The sequence below is a fragment of the Nonomuraea sp. NPDC052116 genome (genome assembly GCF_040680035.1).
Classification (GTDB): Bacteria; Actinomycetota; Actinomycetes; order Streptosporangiales; family Streptosporangiaceae; genus Nonomuraea; species Nonomuraea angiospora_A.
Map to the genome: position 1 here is coordinate 266,880 of NZ_JBFAWA010000006.1, position 13,371 is coordinate 280,250.

The window sequence follows — 13,371 nt, forward strand, 5'->3', positions numbered from 1 at the left end:
TCAGGGCCAGACCGCCGGGATGCGTTCGAGGACGCCGCCGGTGAAGACGTCGTAGAGGCCGAGCGGCTCCAGATGCACGTAGCCGATGTGGCAGTCGCAGGCCGCGGCGGGGCAGGGCCGGGGCCGCAGCGCCGCTCGGTACGAGCCGTCGTACAGGTTGCCCAGCACCTCCGGGATGAAGTGGCAGCGGCGCACGGTGCCGTCGCCGTTCACCGAGATCACGCTGTCGCCCGTCCGGCACGGCAGCCCGGCGCTCCGGTGCGGGAAGCGGCTGACGTGGAAGAGCGGGTCGATCGCCGACCATTCGGCCGCCTCCTCGTCGGTGTAGAGGCGGCCCTCCTCGGCGTTCACCCACAGGTACGTCTCCGAGGGCAGGTCCGACCGCAGCCGCCGCGCGTCCGGCAGGTGCGCGGGGTCGCCGACGATGCCGACGCTGTGGCGCACCGGCAGCGAGCGGAGCTTGCCGAGGAAGCGGTCGTACGCGACCTGCGTCGGGTGATACGTCACCCACAGCGCGGCCCGGTCCGACGCCTCGGCGAGCCAGTCGGTACGGCAGCTCAGGTTCGTCTGGATGGCGACCTTGGCGACGTTGGGCAGCCAGGAGAGCTCCACGAGGGCCCGGCGGTACCACGACCTGACCAGGCCCTCACCCCACGGCGTGAACAGCACCGACACCTCGAACGGCTGCTCGCCCACCCAGCCCGCGAACCGCTCCAGCGCCTCCCGGTCGGCCCGCAACTGCTCGGGGCTGTCGCGCCGCTTGGCGAACGGGCAGTAGGAGCAGTCGTAGTCGCAGCTCGCGAGGGGCCCGCGGTAGAGGATGGTCAGCACGCCGCATACCCCTCCATGAGCCGCCTGACCTCGGGCGAGAAGAGGGCGGGCCCGATCGCGTCGGAGTACGCCAGCCCCTCCGGCGTCAGCCGGACCGTCGCCGGGTCCGCCAGCAGCCACTCGCCGAACTCGTCCAGGGCGAAGTCGGCCAGCACGTCGCCGCCGAACCGCTCCGCGTACAGCCGCCGCGAGAGCCCGTCCCCCTGCAGCAGCGACTGGATGAGGTGCCGCCGCTTGCGTTCCTCGAGCGACAGGGAGAAGCCCACGTTGGCCAGGTCGAACTCGTCCTGCCGCACGTAGTCGTCGATGATCGAGCGCACGTGCCGCGCCCCAACGGCATACTCGAACGAGTAGTGGAGCTCGCTCGTGTACGAGCGCGCCCCGCACCCCAGCCCCACCATCCCGTCGGTCTGGCAGCAGTAGCCGGTGGTCGAACCCGTGCCGGGCAGCCGGAACATCCGCATCGAAACCTGCTCGTACCCGGCGGCCAGCAGGTGTTCGCGCCCGGCCCAGTACAGTTCGAGCCGCTGGTCGTCCCAGGCCCGGCCCTGCTTGCCGAGCCCCGTCAGCGGCCGGACGTAGAGCGGGTACAGGTACAGCTCCTCGGGCCGCCACCCGAGCGCGGTGTCCAGGGAGTACAGCCACGACTCCGGCGTCTGCCCGTCGATGCCGTAGATCAGGTCGATGTTGAGCACCGGCACGCCCGAGGCCCTGATCGCGTCGAGGGCCGCGTCCACCTCGGCCCGCTTCTGCGGGCGTACGGCGGAGCGGGCCTCGGCGTCGACGAAGCTCTGCACGCCGATCGAGACGCGGGACGTGCCGCGCTCGGCCAGGACGGACAGGCGGTCGGGGGTCGCGGTGGCGGGGGAGGTCTCCACCGAAAGCGGGATCCGGGCGAGATCCACCCCCATCGTGCGCTCGGTCAGGTCGAACAGCCGGGTCAGCTCGCGAGCGCTGAGGTACGTCGGCGTCCCGCCGCCGAACGCGGCCGTGGTGAACGCGGTCTCCTCCAGCGCGTCCCGCACCTGGGCGGCCTGGCGCTCCAGCGCGTCGAGGTAGGCCGCGACCAGCTCCTCCGGGGCGCCGGTGCGGGTGAAGAGGTTGCAGAAGCCGCAGCGCATCTCGCAGAACGGGATGTGTACGTACAACGCGCCCGGCCGTTCCCCGGCCCACACCTCCTTGAGCCGTGGTCGCGGATCGAGCGGCCGGTAGGCGGTCTTGTGCGGATAGGCGTAGACGTAACCCTCATAAGGCCGCATTGCTCTCCAGAACGAACTCGGTGTAGGGGACCGTCCAGACCACCTCGTGGCCGATCCGGTGGCCGACGTGGCCGTCCTCGCCGTACGCCGTGCCATGGTCGGAACAGACGATCACCAGGCACGGACGGCGGCGGCGCATCAGCGCGTAGAGGCGTCCGATGTGCCGGTCGACGTACCGCAGCGCCGCCGCGTGGCTCTCCAGCGAGTCGCCGGCGGCTCCCGGCAGGTAGAAGTGGTTCGGCTGGTGCAGGGCCGACACGTTGACGAACAGGAAGACCGGTTCGCGCCGGCCGGTCAGCACCTCCTCGGCGCGGTCGATCTGGCGCTCCAGCGACGACGGGTTCGTCACGCCGAAGGCAGGCTCCCAGTGGCTCTCGGCGAACAGGCTCGGCAGCGTGGACCCGAGCGGGGTCAGCTTGTTGAAGAAGCCGACGCCGCCGACGCACACCGTGTGGTAACCGGCCCGCGCGAGCCCGGCGGGCAGGTCGGGCGCGTCGAACACCCACGTACGGCCCCCGGTGGTCTCGCTGCCCGGGAACGTGGCCGCGAACAGCCGGGGATGCGGCCCCGGGGTCACCGGAGTGGGCAGGAACCCGGCGAACATGGCGGCGTGGGCGGCGTACGTGAAGCTGCCCGGGCTGTGTCGCCGCTCCCAGGACACGCCGGGCGGCAGGAGGTTCGGCAACAACCCGGCGGCCTCGAGCGCGACCGCGATGTCGTGGCGGAGCGTGTCGAGCGTGACGAGGAGGATGTCGTGGCTCCCCACGATCCCGTTCATGTCGAACGCCGGCTCGCCTGTGCTCACCACGCCCCCGCCAGGACCGCGCGTACCTGCTCGGCGTACGTGTCACGCCCGTTCCCCGCGAGATCCCCCAACCCCGGCAGCAGATCCCCGAACGCGTTCACCTCGGCCACCGCCACCGACCGCCAATCCGCCCCCACCATGACGTCCACCCCCGTGCTGAGGCTCCGCGGAAAGCAGGCCGCCGCCCGCGAGCACGCCTCCAGCACCCGCTCCCACAGGTCCGGCCGCGACCGTACGGCGTCCAGATCGCCCCGCGACCCGCCGAGGTGCAGGTTGGTCATCGGGCTGCGGCCGGCCCGCAGCACCGCGTGCGTCGGGACCCCGGCCACGGTCACCACCCGCAGGTCGAACACCCTCCCGCCGGTGGACGCCTTCGGAAACCACCGCTCGACGTGCAGCCCGTCGCCGGCGAGGAAGTCGACGATCCGCCGCACGTCACCGGCGGAGGTGTACGTGCGCACCCGCAGCGAGTTGCACAGCACCCCCTCGACCCAGGCCGCCGACGTGACGGCCCGCACCCGGTCGCCGTGCGCCTGGAACGCGATCACCCCGGACGCCGACGAACCGTGCGCGGGCTTGACGAACACCCGGGACCAGCCGTGACGCTCCATCTCCGCCCGCAGCCCGTCGTACGAACCGGCCTCGAACGCGGGCGGCACCGGCACCCCCGCCCCGGCCAGCACGGCGTGGCAGCGCCGCTTGTCGAACATCACCGAGATCTCCTCGACGTCGCCGAGCAGCCGCACACCCGGGATGGCGGCCACCCGCGACAGCCCCGCCGTGAACGCCTTGAACCAGGCCGCCCCGCCGCCGACGCGCGCGGGATCCCCGGGCCCGCGCAGCAGCTCGTCGGCCCCGGCGTCCTCACCCGGCGAGTCCACGCGCAGCAACGAACCCTCAGGCGCGCCGATCTCCCGCCCGGCCAGCACGTCCCGCCACGGGATCACGTGGGGCTCAGCCAGCCCGGCGGCCACCGCGGCGTCCCGGAACATCGTCACCCGCCGATCCCCGGGCGTCCCGGCCACGGCGAACCGCACGCCACTCACTCCGTCACGGCCACGTAGCCCGTGCCCGGGCCGGACAGGTCGACGTCGACGCCCGGCAGCGCCGCGGTCAGGCGGGCCCTCATCTCGAGGCCGATGTCGTGGTGAGAGAGGTCCAGCCGGCGCAGGTGGGTCAGCGGCTGGCCGCTGAGCAGCGCCTCCGCGCCGGCGTCGGTGAGCCCGCCCATCGCCAGGCTCAGCGTCTCCAGCCCGGCCACGATCGGCGCGGTGGCCACGGCGGCGGCGAGCTCGTCCTGGAGCTGGCTGTTCTGCAGCCCCAGGTGGCGCAGCCGGGGCAACCGCTCCCCGCCCAGGATCCCGGCGACGTCGCCGACCGTGGCGTCACCGCCGTACTCGTCGACCCCGAACCACATGTCGAGGTGCTCCAGCGCGGGCAGGTCGCACGCGCCGACGCCGTGAACCACCTCTTCCGGCAGCCCTCCCGTCTCGAACCGCAGCACCTTCAGCGACTCGTGCCGCACCGGCGAGAACCGCAGACGGGTGCCGCCGCGCACCTCCAGCCGCTCCAGCTTCGGGTACGCCTCCAGCAGCGGCGTGACGTCCGACTGCTGGATCCAGGAGATCTCGCAGTCCTCCGGCGACATCGCGCCCAGGAAGAGCGAGCGCAGCTCGGGCAGCCTTTCGGCCTCGTCGGCCAGGCGGCGGACGAGGTGACTGCTGTCGCCGCCGTAGGGGTTCTCCCAACTGCCGATCACGACGGCGGTGACCTGCGAGGTGTCGATGTGCTCGAAGAACCAGTCGAAGCACTCGGCGATGTGGTCGGGGAGGCCGTCGTCGTAGGTGTGGGCGCTGAGCCGCCAGGCCGCGGACCCGGCCTCGGGCGGCTTGTCGTCGCCCTGCCAGGGGACCTCGGCCACCGGCAGGCCGGCGTAGCTCCGGTCGTAGGTCTCGTAGTGGCTGGGCTGCTCGTCGAACTCCCGCATCACTCGTCCACCGCCACGTAACGCCACGTCTCGCCGTCCTCTTCGTCCACGTCCGGCTCCTCGTTCTCGGACACGTCGACCTCCACCCCGGGCAGGGCCTCGGTCACCCGCCGCATCATCTCGTCGGACATGTAGTGGTGGTGCAGGTCGAGCACGCGCAGATGGGTCAGCGGCTGGCCGCTGAGCAGCGCCTCCGCCCCGGCGTCGGTGAGCACGCCCATCGACAGGCGCAGCGTCTCGAGCCTGGCCACGATCGGCGCGGTGGCCACGGCGGCGGCGAGCTCGTCCTGGATCTCGCTGTCCTGCAGCCCCAGATGACGCAGCGCGGGCAGCCGCTCGCCCCTGAGGATGGGATCGACGTCGGTGACGTTGCCGTCGCCGCCGTACTCGGGGACGCCCAGCCAGAGCTCCAGGTGCTCCAGCGCGGGCAGGTCGCTGGCGGCCACGGCGCGGACCAGCGAGCCGTCCAGGCCGCCCGACTCGAACCGCAGCTTCTTCAGCGCCTCGTGCCGCACCGGCCGCATCCGGAGACCGGAGCCGCCGCGCACCTCCAGCCGTTCAAGCCTCGGGTACGCCTCCAGCAGCGGCGTGATGTCGGACTGCTGGATCCAGGAGATCTCGGACTCCTCCGACGAGATCGCACCGAGGAAGAGCGAGCGCAGCTCGGGCAGCCGGCCGGCCTCGTCGGCCAGGCGGCGGACGATGGGCGCGCTGCTGTCGCTATAGCAGTCTTCCCACGCGCCGATCACGATGGCCGTGACCTTCGCGGTGTCGACGTGCGCGAAGAACCGGTCGAAGCACTCGGCGATGCGGCTGCCGTCCCAGCCGGCGCTGAGCCGCCACGCCACGGAACCGGCGTCGGGCCACGGCCCGTCCTCGTCCTCGGGCACCTCGGCCACGGGCAGGCCGGCGTAGGTGCCGGTGTAGCGGTCCGAGCAGCTCGGATTGTCGTCGTCGGTCACGGATGATCCTCGGGTCGGGGGGCCTGACGCGTCCTGTCCTACCAGACCCTGCCGACACTTCCGTCCCACCGGCTATGGTGCGCCGTACCCGATTTGATCTAGGAGCGTGCCGATGAACGTGAGGGAGCCCGACTGGGCGTACGTGACCCGGTCCCTCATCAAGGTCCTGGCCGTCACCACGGCGCTGTACCTGGCCTTGAGCGCGATCGACCGGGTTCTGTGGGTGTTCGTCGACTACGCCGACGAGCGGACGGCCCTGGTGTACGGCACGGCCGCCCGCGTCGCGAACCCGGACAAACGCCTGTCGGACGGTCACGGCGACGCCGGATGGCTGCTGAACACCACCTACACCCTGCGGGGCGAAGCGCGCCGGGCCGGTTTCAGCGCGGGCTGGAAGGAGTACGAGATCACGCCGAACTGGTTCGGCACCGTCCGGGCCCCCTCCCTCGACGGGCCGTCCGGCAGCTTCTCCTCCGCGATCTCCGTCCTGGAGGCGGACCCCGAAGTCGTCCCGGCAGATGTTCGGAAGACCATCGACGCGCTTCCCCAGACGCTCGACGCGGTCGCGGTCGTGCAGTTCGCGGAGCCGATGACCAGCGAGCGGCTCATCGCCTTCAACCGCAGGCACAAGATCTGCGGAGGACGGGACGTCTCCTACGTCTACGCCCCGTCCTGGTCCGACTACGACGACTCCAGCAACGATCCCCCGTTGAACGCGGTCGTCTGGAACCGCGACATGACCGAGGACCTCCTCCAGGGCGAACTCACCTATCAGTGCGAGACCGAGCCCGAGCCGGCACTGGCGGAGTTCCGCAGGTGGGTCGGGCAGCTCGACGAGGGATACGATCTCAGCGCGTTCATGCTGGACTATGGGTGGCTCGACGCGGCGGCCCTGGAAGGCTTCGTGTACGGGCTTGTCGTAGACAGCTGGGAACTCGCCGACGTGCGCAAGCTCCTGGACGACTCGGAGGTGCGAACGGTCCGGCTCGCCGACGTCGCCTTCGACCTCGACGGGGATGAGTAGCGTGAAGGTGTACGTCCTGTGGCATGTCCATCACGTCGCGGTGGACGAAGCCGGAAACGTTCCGGCGGGGCCCGCCGGGCCTCACCCGCCCTACCACCATCCTGGCCACGGCGGCGACCGCCAGAGCAATGGGATCGACATCTGAACTACTTCAGATAACCTGTTGAGGTGACGACCAAGAGCTTTCCGTACAGCGCGTTCCTCAGGGGCCCCTCAGAGGTGCTTCCCACACTGGACAACGCCGATGTCATCCTCGAACGACGCGATGACGAGAACCTCATCCTGATGCGCGCCGAGCGATTCCAGGCGGGGATGACCAGCCTGCGTATCGCCGCTCGCGCGCTGGCCATCGTGGCCCGCCGCAACAGCGCACTCGCGGAGGAAGTCCTCGCGGAGGAGCTTCCCTGGCTCACCTGGCTGCCCGAAACGGAACGCCAGGAGTGTGTACGTGAGCTGCTCAGCCACTTGATGGCGGGCGCGGACACGGGGGAGTTGCTGCCGTTCGGGAGGTCGTTGACCTCGTGGCGCTCCACCGCGGTGATCTGGAGCGATCCGCGCCTTGCCGACGAGTTGCAGGGACCCTTCCCCGGCGACGGGCCTGAGGTCGCACGCCCGAAAGACGATTCCTGATGGGAGGCCGGGGAGACGACGTTCCGCGTCCCAACCCATGGCGCGTTCGATTCGCCGATCGGCGTGCCGCCGAGGGGTGGACACATCTGCTCGCTCAGGCTCCGGAAAACCTGGACCGGGCATGGGTGGCCATCACCAGCGATCCTCGACGTGTGGACTGCCGCCAGCACCCGCTCAAAGGTGCGCTCGGCATCGTGAAAGTGGCCGGCGCAGCACTCGAACAGTGGCAGTACGAAGCCACGTCCGGTGGTCGGCTGTGGTACGCGATCGACGACGAGGAACGCACCTTGTGGATCACGCGTGCTGGGACAGGACACCCAAAGCAGACGGACCAGAGACGTTGACCAGGCCTCCGGACTCGGATCCGCGTCTTCTACGGCGATCTGAGCGATCCCAGTTGGCCAAATTCCTCTTTGGGGACGCTTAGGGAACCGTCTTCGTCATTGATCGCCTTGCGGGCTGCCGCGACGTCAGTCTCGAAATCCGCGTCCGAGGTTTTCACGCTTCTGGCCAGAAATGCTTTGACCACACGCCCCGGCGCAGCGGGCAAGTGGGTGTGGCACTGGTGCTCGGCTGCCATGGATGTATTCACGGTCGGCCCGAGACCTGATCGGCCGTGACCTGGGCTATGAAGCGTCTCAGCGCGTACGGATTCCTGATCACGTGCAGCTTCGCATCACCGGCGTGAGTCGCGATCGCCGTGAGGAGAAGCGGTCGGCTCCGGCGCCGGTAGGCCCATACCCACAACCAGAAGTCGGCGCGTTCCCGAGAGCGTCGGATCGCTCGCCAGGCGCAGCGCCAGAACGAGAAGTCCAGCAGGATGACGGTGTCCGCCGCTTGGAGTCGGACGTCCAAGACGTCGTAGGGACCGAGGTCGCCGTCCATGATCCAAGTCTCGGCCCGAACGAGTTCACCCTGGATGGCAGCCCACTGGTCGGGAGGGGTCGCTTCAAGATCTGGCCGCCAGAAGTGCTTGTCCAGCTCGATGACGGGGAGTCCGGTGATTGTGCCCAGGCGGGCTGCGAGGGTCGACTTTCCTGAACCGCCACGCCCCAGGATCACGACTCGTTTCATGGCCGTCATGGTTCCAGGCCGGCTCCCGGGACGTACAACCATTAACGGAGCGGTGGTGTCGGGCCGTTCTGCGAGGTGGGTGCGGTGATCGCACACCAACGACTCAGGCAGATCATGGTGCGCGTCAGGCGCGCCCCAGGAAGGCGACCGAGCGGCAACGAGGACCGCTGGTGGTGGAGGACGCGGGTGGAATACCACGCCAGCGGCTCACCGCTCCGGATGGTGCCCGACCTGGCTGAACAGCTCGCCGTACGATCCGTCGCCGAGTTGCTCGACCTCGCCGCCACGGGCGACTGGGAACACCCGCGCCTCTGCACAGCCGACCCTTGTAAGGACGCTTTCGTGGACCACAGTCGCCCGGGCAAGCGCCAGTTCTGCTCGACCCGCTGCGCCAGCGGATAGTCCCAAGGGCTGCCCTTCTCCAGCAACGGACCAGAGGCTGTCCGTACGAAGGGCGAGTAATGGCGGCAGGCCGGGAGGCGATTGTGACTCTCGTGGTGTGCTCAACAGATCTGGGGCCACCGGTTCGGCCCCAGATCCGCCCGCCCCGTACAGGGAAATACGTGCTTTGGCGCGCTGACCCGGCTATTCCTTCTCGGTCGTGTTGCCGAGCGTCCACAAGGATGCCATGGGGAGTGCGCGCAGCCGCTCGCCGAAAGGCAGGACCTGTTCGCCGGTATAGAGGACGAACCCAGCGCGAAATCTTGCTCCGAGCCGGTCGGCCAGGTGGCGCAGTCCACGGAAGTCGTCGCCTCGGACGGTTTCGGCGGCTTTGATCTCAATGCCGATCACTTCGCCGGATGCGTGCTCCAGGACGATGTCCACCTCCACTTTGTCGCGGTCTCGGTAGTGGAACAGCTGGACGGGTTCGTTGGCCCAGGTGAGCTGACGTGCCACCTCACCGATCGCGAAATTCTCGAGCAGTGGGCCAAGGGGGGCGGTGACGTCTCTAGCGCGTTCGGGTGACATGCCGATGAGCTGGCCGCCGAGTCCGCTGTCTGTGACGAGCAGCTTGGGTGTGGATATGGCGCGGCGAGTGAGATTCGACGACCAGGCCGGTATGCGCTTGATCACGAAGACCAGTTCCAGGAGGTCCAAATAGCGGGAGAGCGTTACCCGAGGAAGACCCACGTCGCCGGCGATCGACTGGACCACCGCCAGTCCTCCCATCCGGGCCGCTATGACGCTGAGAAGCCTGCGCATCTCTGCCGGACGCTCGATGTCGGAGATCTGGCGGACGTCTCTGGTGATCAGATCGGTTATGTAGGAGTCGAAGAACCTGTTGCGCCGGCGTCCCGGGTCCCGCCGGACCGCCTCCGGGTAGCCGCCGCGCAGCGCCCTGTCGACGTAGTCAGGCTTATGGAGCGAGCAGGGATGCATGGGAACGTCGGCGCCATGTGTGAAGACGTAATCCACGAAGCCGTCCGGAGCGCTGTCGATCTCCCCCTGGGACAGTGGCCACAACTCGATGGTCTCCGTCCTGCCCGGCAGGGCGTCTGGCAGATCGCGTAGGTCCAGTAGGCGTGCGGAACCGGTGAGGAGATAACGGCCTGCTCGCGGATCCCGATCAACCTCGTGCTTGATCGGCAGGAGTAGTTGCGGGGCACGCTGGATCTCATCGATCAGCAGAAGTGCGTCGTGCCGGACGAAGCCGACGGGATCCTCTTCGGCTGCGGCCAGGATCGCAGGGTCATCCAGGTAGAGCTGGCGGGGGTTGTCCACCTGGCTGGCGATCAAGCTCGCCAGCGTGCTCTTTCCAACTTGCCGAGCGCCGTTGACGACGACCACCCGCGTGTCCGCCAGTGCTTCCAGGGTCATGGCTTGGGCGCGGCGAGAGAACAGAGCTGGCTGTGTCACACTGACGGAGATTACCGGAGGTCAACCGGTTGTGTGGGCAGTTTGCCGCTAGCTGTGTGGGCGTTCTGCCGGACATTACGTGGACGTTCTGCCGCAAGATGCGTGGGCGTTCTGCCGATGCCTGTGTGGGCGCTTTGCCGAAGAGCGTCCCAGCGAAGTGTTCAGGTCACCCGCCCACTGCGGCGCTCAAAAAGGCGGGTCGGGGCGCTGTTGTCGGTTCCGGATCAGTCCAGGAGTTCAGGGGCCGGACGTGCTATTCACACCCGCATTGGCCGACGCTGCCACTCTTCGACGACCGGAACGCGCAGGCGAAGCCTGCGCCTTGACGAGGGCGTCTGAGCGGAGCGAAGCCCTACAGGGGTCGGGGCTTGGCCCGACTGGAAGCGCCCCTTGCGAAGACCTTGTGCGCCGTCAGGCGCGCCCCGGGAAGGCGCCCGAGCGGCAGCGAGGACCGCTCGGGGTGGGCTCCAGCAGGCCAAGCCGGTAACTGGGCAAGGGGTGGGTGCTGCCGCGCAACCTACTGCTGGCTATCCGAAGAGGGTGCGGCCCCAGTAGTCGCCGGCGTCGCGGACCCCGGGTGGGCAGGCGAACACGCCGCTGGAGACGTGTTTGATGTACTCGTTGAGGGCGTCGTTCTTGGCCAGGTTCATCTGTACCGGTACGAACTGCTTGCGCGGGTCGCGCTGGTAGGCGATGAAGAACAGGCCCGCGTCCAGGCGGCCGAGGCCGTCGGAGCCGTCCACGAAGTTGTAGCCGCGGCGCAGCAGGTGCGCGTTGCTGTTGGAGGTCGGGTGGGCGAGCCGTACGTGGGCGTCGTTCTTGATGTGCGGCTGCCCGTCGGCCCCCTTGGACGCGAAGTCCACCAGGTCGAACTCGGCCTTCTTGCCCAGCGGAGCCCCCTCGCCCTTGTCCCGGCCGAAGATCTGCTCCTGCTCCACGAGCGACGTGCGGTCCCAGGTCTCGATCGCCATCCGGATCTTCCTGGTCACCATGTACGAGCCGCCCGCCATCCAGTCGCTGCCGTCCTGCGCGGCGGCCCACAGCTGGTCGCGGAGCAGGGCGGCGTCCTCCAGCTTGAGGTTGTTGGTGCCGTCCTTGAAGCCCATCAGGTTGCGGGGGGTCGTCTGGGAGCGGGACGTGGACGACGTACGGCCGAAGCCGAGCTGCGACCAGCGTACGGAGACCTTGCCGAAGCCGATCCTGGCCAGGTTGCGGATGGCGTGCACGGCGACCTGGGGGTCGTGGGCGCACGCCTGCACGCAGATGTCCCCACCGGAAATTTCCGGAATGAGCTGCTCTCCCGGAAATTTCGGCAGGTCGGCGAGAGCGGCCGGCCGCTTGTCCTTCAGCCCGAAGCGCTCGTCGAACAGCGACGCCCCGAACCCGATCGTCAGCGTCAGCCCCGACGCGGGCAGCCCCAGCGCCTCGCCCGTGTCGTCGGGCGCGGCCTCCGGCGCGCCGCCCACCGCACCGTACGACCCCGCCTCCTTGCCCTGCGTGAGCCGCGCGGCCGCCGCCGTCCACTCCTGCAGCAGCTCGACCAGCTCGGCGCGCTTGTCCGTGGTGACGTCGAACGCCACGAAGTGCAGCCGGTCCTGCGCCGGAGTGACGATGCCCGACTGGTACTCGCCATAGAAGGGGAACGGGTCGGAGGTCGAGGAGGCGTGCGCGACCGGCGGCTCCTCGAAGAGTGTGTTCGCGGCCACGACCCCGGCCCCGACCACGGCGGCGCCCGCGGCTCCCAGCCCGAACAGTCCCCTGCGGCTCACCCGCTGGCTCATTGCCGGCCCCTCCCGCTACTTGGTGATGACCGGCGCGATCTTGCTGATCGGCTCGGCCAGCGCGTTGATCGCGTCCGACAAGGTCTTCAGCTCGGCCTTGGACAGCTCGTTGTGCAGCTGCCAGCCGTCGCCCTTCTGGTGCGCGTCCAGCGCCGCCTCGGCCGCCGTGAACTTCTCGTCCAGCGTCTTGACCAGGTCGGGAGCCCGATCCTCCAGCACCGGCCTGAGCGACTGCACGGCCGCCTTGGAGCCTTCGAGGTTGGCGTCGAAGTCCCACAGGTCGGTGTGCGACCAGATGTCCTCCTCGCCGGTGATCTTGCCGGTGGCGACCTCGTCGAGCAGTTCCTTGGCGCCGTTGGCCAGGTTCAGGGGGGTCAGCTCGGCGGCGTTCGACTTGTCCACGATCGTCTTGACGTCGGCGATCAGCTTGTCCGCGATGGGGCCGTCCTTGCTGATGTCCTTCTTGATCCACAGGTCCTTCTCGATCCTGTGGAAGCCGGTCCACTCCTCGCCGTCGGCCAGGTCCGCCTCGCGGGCGTCGATGGCCGGGTCGAGGTCGCCGAAGATCTCGGCCACCGGCTCGATGCGCTCCCAGTACGTACGGGCGACCGGGAACAGCTCCTTGGCCTGGTCGATCTTCCCGCCCTTGACCGCGTCCACGAACTCCTGCGTTTTGACCAGCAGCGTGTCGCTCTGCGACTTGATGTAGCGCTTGTAGCTGGCGACCGCGTCGGCGAGCTTGGCGTCCTCGGTGAGCGCCTTGTGCTCGCCGGTCACCTTGAACGCGTTGCGGATGCCCTTGCCGACCATGCCGGGCTTGCAGGCGGTCTCGTACGCGCCAGCCGGCAGTTCGGCGATGAGCTCTCTGGTCAGCCCGGGCACGATGTTCTCGACCTCGGCCATGACCCGGTCACCGGGGGCGAACACGTAGAACTCGGTCACCTTGGTGCCGCCGTTCGTGATCGTGAACGTCGTGGTGCCCGCCGCGACCTCGGACGCGCCGACCTTGCACTCCGTGTCGGACGCCGCCACGGTGATCTTGCCCGGTTTGGCGGGGGCGGAGCCGGAGGCGGGGGAGGCGGCGGGGGTGTTGCCCGAGCCGCAGGCGGCCAGCGTCGCCAGGGCGAGCGCCCCGAAGGACAGGCGGATGGGGGTGCGCAT

General features: G+C 69.2%; 14 protein-coding genes. 4 read left to right on the forward strand and 10 right to left on the reverse strand.

The features are described from left to right. From AB0L65_RS13810 to AB0L65_RS13835, 6 genes are read right to left on the reverse strand one after another with little or no spacing between them, the layout of a single operon-like run. Window positions 1–831 (reverse strand): STM4011 family radical SAM protein, encoded by an 831-nt coding sequence (locus AB0L65_RS13810; protein ID WP_364244409.1) that lies wholly within the window; start codon window positions 829–831, stop codon window positions 1–3. Then, window positions 825–2,090 carry an STM4012 family radical SAM protein gene (locus AB0L65_RS13815; RefSeq protein WP_364244411.1) on the reverse strand — a complete coding sequence of 422 codons (1,266 nt, stop codon included), beginning with the start codon at window positions 2,088–2,090 and terminating at the stop codon, window positions 825–827. The genes AB0L65_RS13810 and AB0L65_RS13815 overlap by 7 nt, the downstream gene beginning before the upstream one ends. Beyond that, entirely contained in the window at window positions 2,077–2,868 is a 792-nt protein-coding gene (locus tag AB0L65_RS13820; protein ID WP_364244809.1) for an STM4013/SEN3800 family hydrolase, read from the reverse strand. Before AB0L65_RS13820 ends, AB0L65_RS13815 begins: the two co-directional genes overlap by 14 nt. Before the next feature lie 23 nt (window positions 2,869–2,891). After that, window positions 2,892–3,932, reverse strand: coding sequence for an STM4014 family protein (locus AB0L65_RS13825; protein ID WP_364244414.1), 1,041 nt, complete (start codon window positions 3,930–3,932; stop codon window positions 2,892–2,894). Window positions 3,933–3,937: 5 nt separating this feature from the next. Next, complete coding sequence (locus tag AB0L65_RS13830; RefSeq protein ID WP_364244417.1) at window positions 3,938–4,882, reverse strand: STM4015 family protein; 945 nt, start codon at window positions 4,880–4,882, stop codon at window positions 3,938–3,940. Continuing rightward, window positions 4,882–5,844 (reverse strand): STM4015 family protein, encoded by a 963-nt coding sequence (locus AB0L65_RS13835; RefSeq protein ID WP_364244419.1) that lies wholly within the window; start codon window positions 5,842–5,844, stop codon window positions 4,882–4,884. The genes AB0L65_RS13830 and AB0L65_RS13835 overlap by 1 nt, the downstream gene beginning before the upstream one ends. Window positions 5,845–5,956: 112 nt before the next feature. Between AB0L65_RS13835 and AB0L65_RS13840 the strand changes: the two genes are divergently transcribed. The 3 genes from AB0L65_RS13840 to AB0L65_RS13850 all read left to right on the forward strand — a co-directional run bounded on the left by AB0L65_RS13840 (window position 5,957) and on the right by AB0L65_RS13850 (window position 7,842). Beyond that, window positions 5,957–6,868 (forward strand): hypothetical protein, encoded by a 912-nt coding sequence (locus tag AB0L65_RS13840; protein ID WP_364244422.1) that lies wholly within the window; start codon window positions 5,957–5,959, stop codon window positions 6,866–6,868. Between the two features lie 168 nt (window positions 6,869–7,036). After that, window positions 7,037–7,498 carry a hypothetical protein gene (locus AB0L65_RS13845; protein ID WP_364244424.1) on the forward strand — a complete coding sequence of 154 codons (462 nt, stop codon included), beginning with the start codon at window positions 7,037–7,039 and terminating at the stop codon, window positions 7,496–7,498. A gap of 125 nt (window positions 7,499–7,623) precedes the next feature. Further along, window positions 7,624–7,842, forward strand: coding sequence for a hypothetical protein (locus AB0L65_RS13850; protein WP_364244426.1), 219 nt, complete (start codon window positions 7,624–7,626; stop codon window positions 7,840–7,842). 244 nt (window positions 7,843–8,086) lie between these two features. Here the strand turns inward: AB0L65_RS13850 and AB0L65_RS13855 are convergent, their stop codons facing one another. Continuing rightward, window positions 8,087–8,572 carry a hypothetical protein gene (locus tag AB0L65_RS13855; protein ID WP_364244429.1) on the reverse strand — a complete coding sequence of 162 codons (486 nt, stop codon included), beginning with the start codon at window positions 8,570–8,572 and terminating at the stop codon, window positions 8,087–8,089. Between the two features lie 267 nt (window positions 8,573–8,839). Between AB0L65_RS13855 and AB0L65_RS13860 the strand changes: the two genes are divergently transcribed. Further along, the gene (locus AB0L65_RS13860) at window positions 8,840–8,974 is read left to right on the forward strand and encodes a CGNR zinc finger domain-containing protein (RefSeq protein WP_364244812.1); all 135 of its coding nucleotides are present in this window, start codon (window positions 8,840–8,842) and stop codon (window positions 8,972–8,974) included. Between the two features lie 183 nt (window positions 8,975–9,157). Here AB0L65_RS13860 and AB0L65_RS13865 read toward each other — a convergent pair whose 3' ends face one another. The 3 genes from AB0L65_RS13865 to efeO all read right to left on the reverse strand — a co-directional run bounded on the left by AB0L65_RS13865 (window position 9,158) and on the right by efeO (window position 13,371). Then, complete coding sequence (locus tag AB0L65_RS13865; RefSeq protein WP_364244432.1) at window positions 9,158–10,390, reverse strand: ATP-binding protein; 1,233 nt, start codon at window positions 10,388–10,390, stop codon at window positions 9,158–9,160. Window positions 10,391–10,956: 566 nt separating this feature from the next. Next, a complete protein-coding gene (efeB, locus tag AB0L65_RS13870) occupies window positions 10,957–12,210 on the reverse strand; it encodes an iron uptake transporter deferrochelatase/peroxidase subunit (RefSeq protein ID WP_364244435.1) in 1,254 nt (417 codons plus the stop codon). Window positions 12,211–12,225: 15 nt separating this feature from the next. Further along, on the reverse strand, window positions 12,226–13,371 hold the full coding sequence (efeO, locus tag AB0L65_RS13875; RefSeq protein ID WP_364244438.1) for an iron uptake system protein EfeO: 1,146 nt from the start codon (window positions 13,369–13,371) through the stop codon (window positions 12,226–12,228).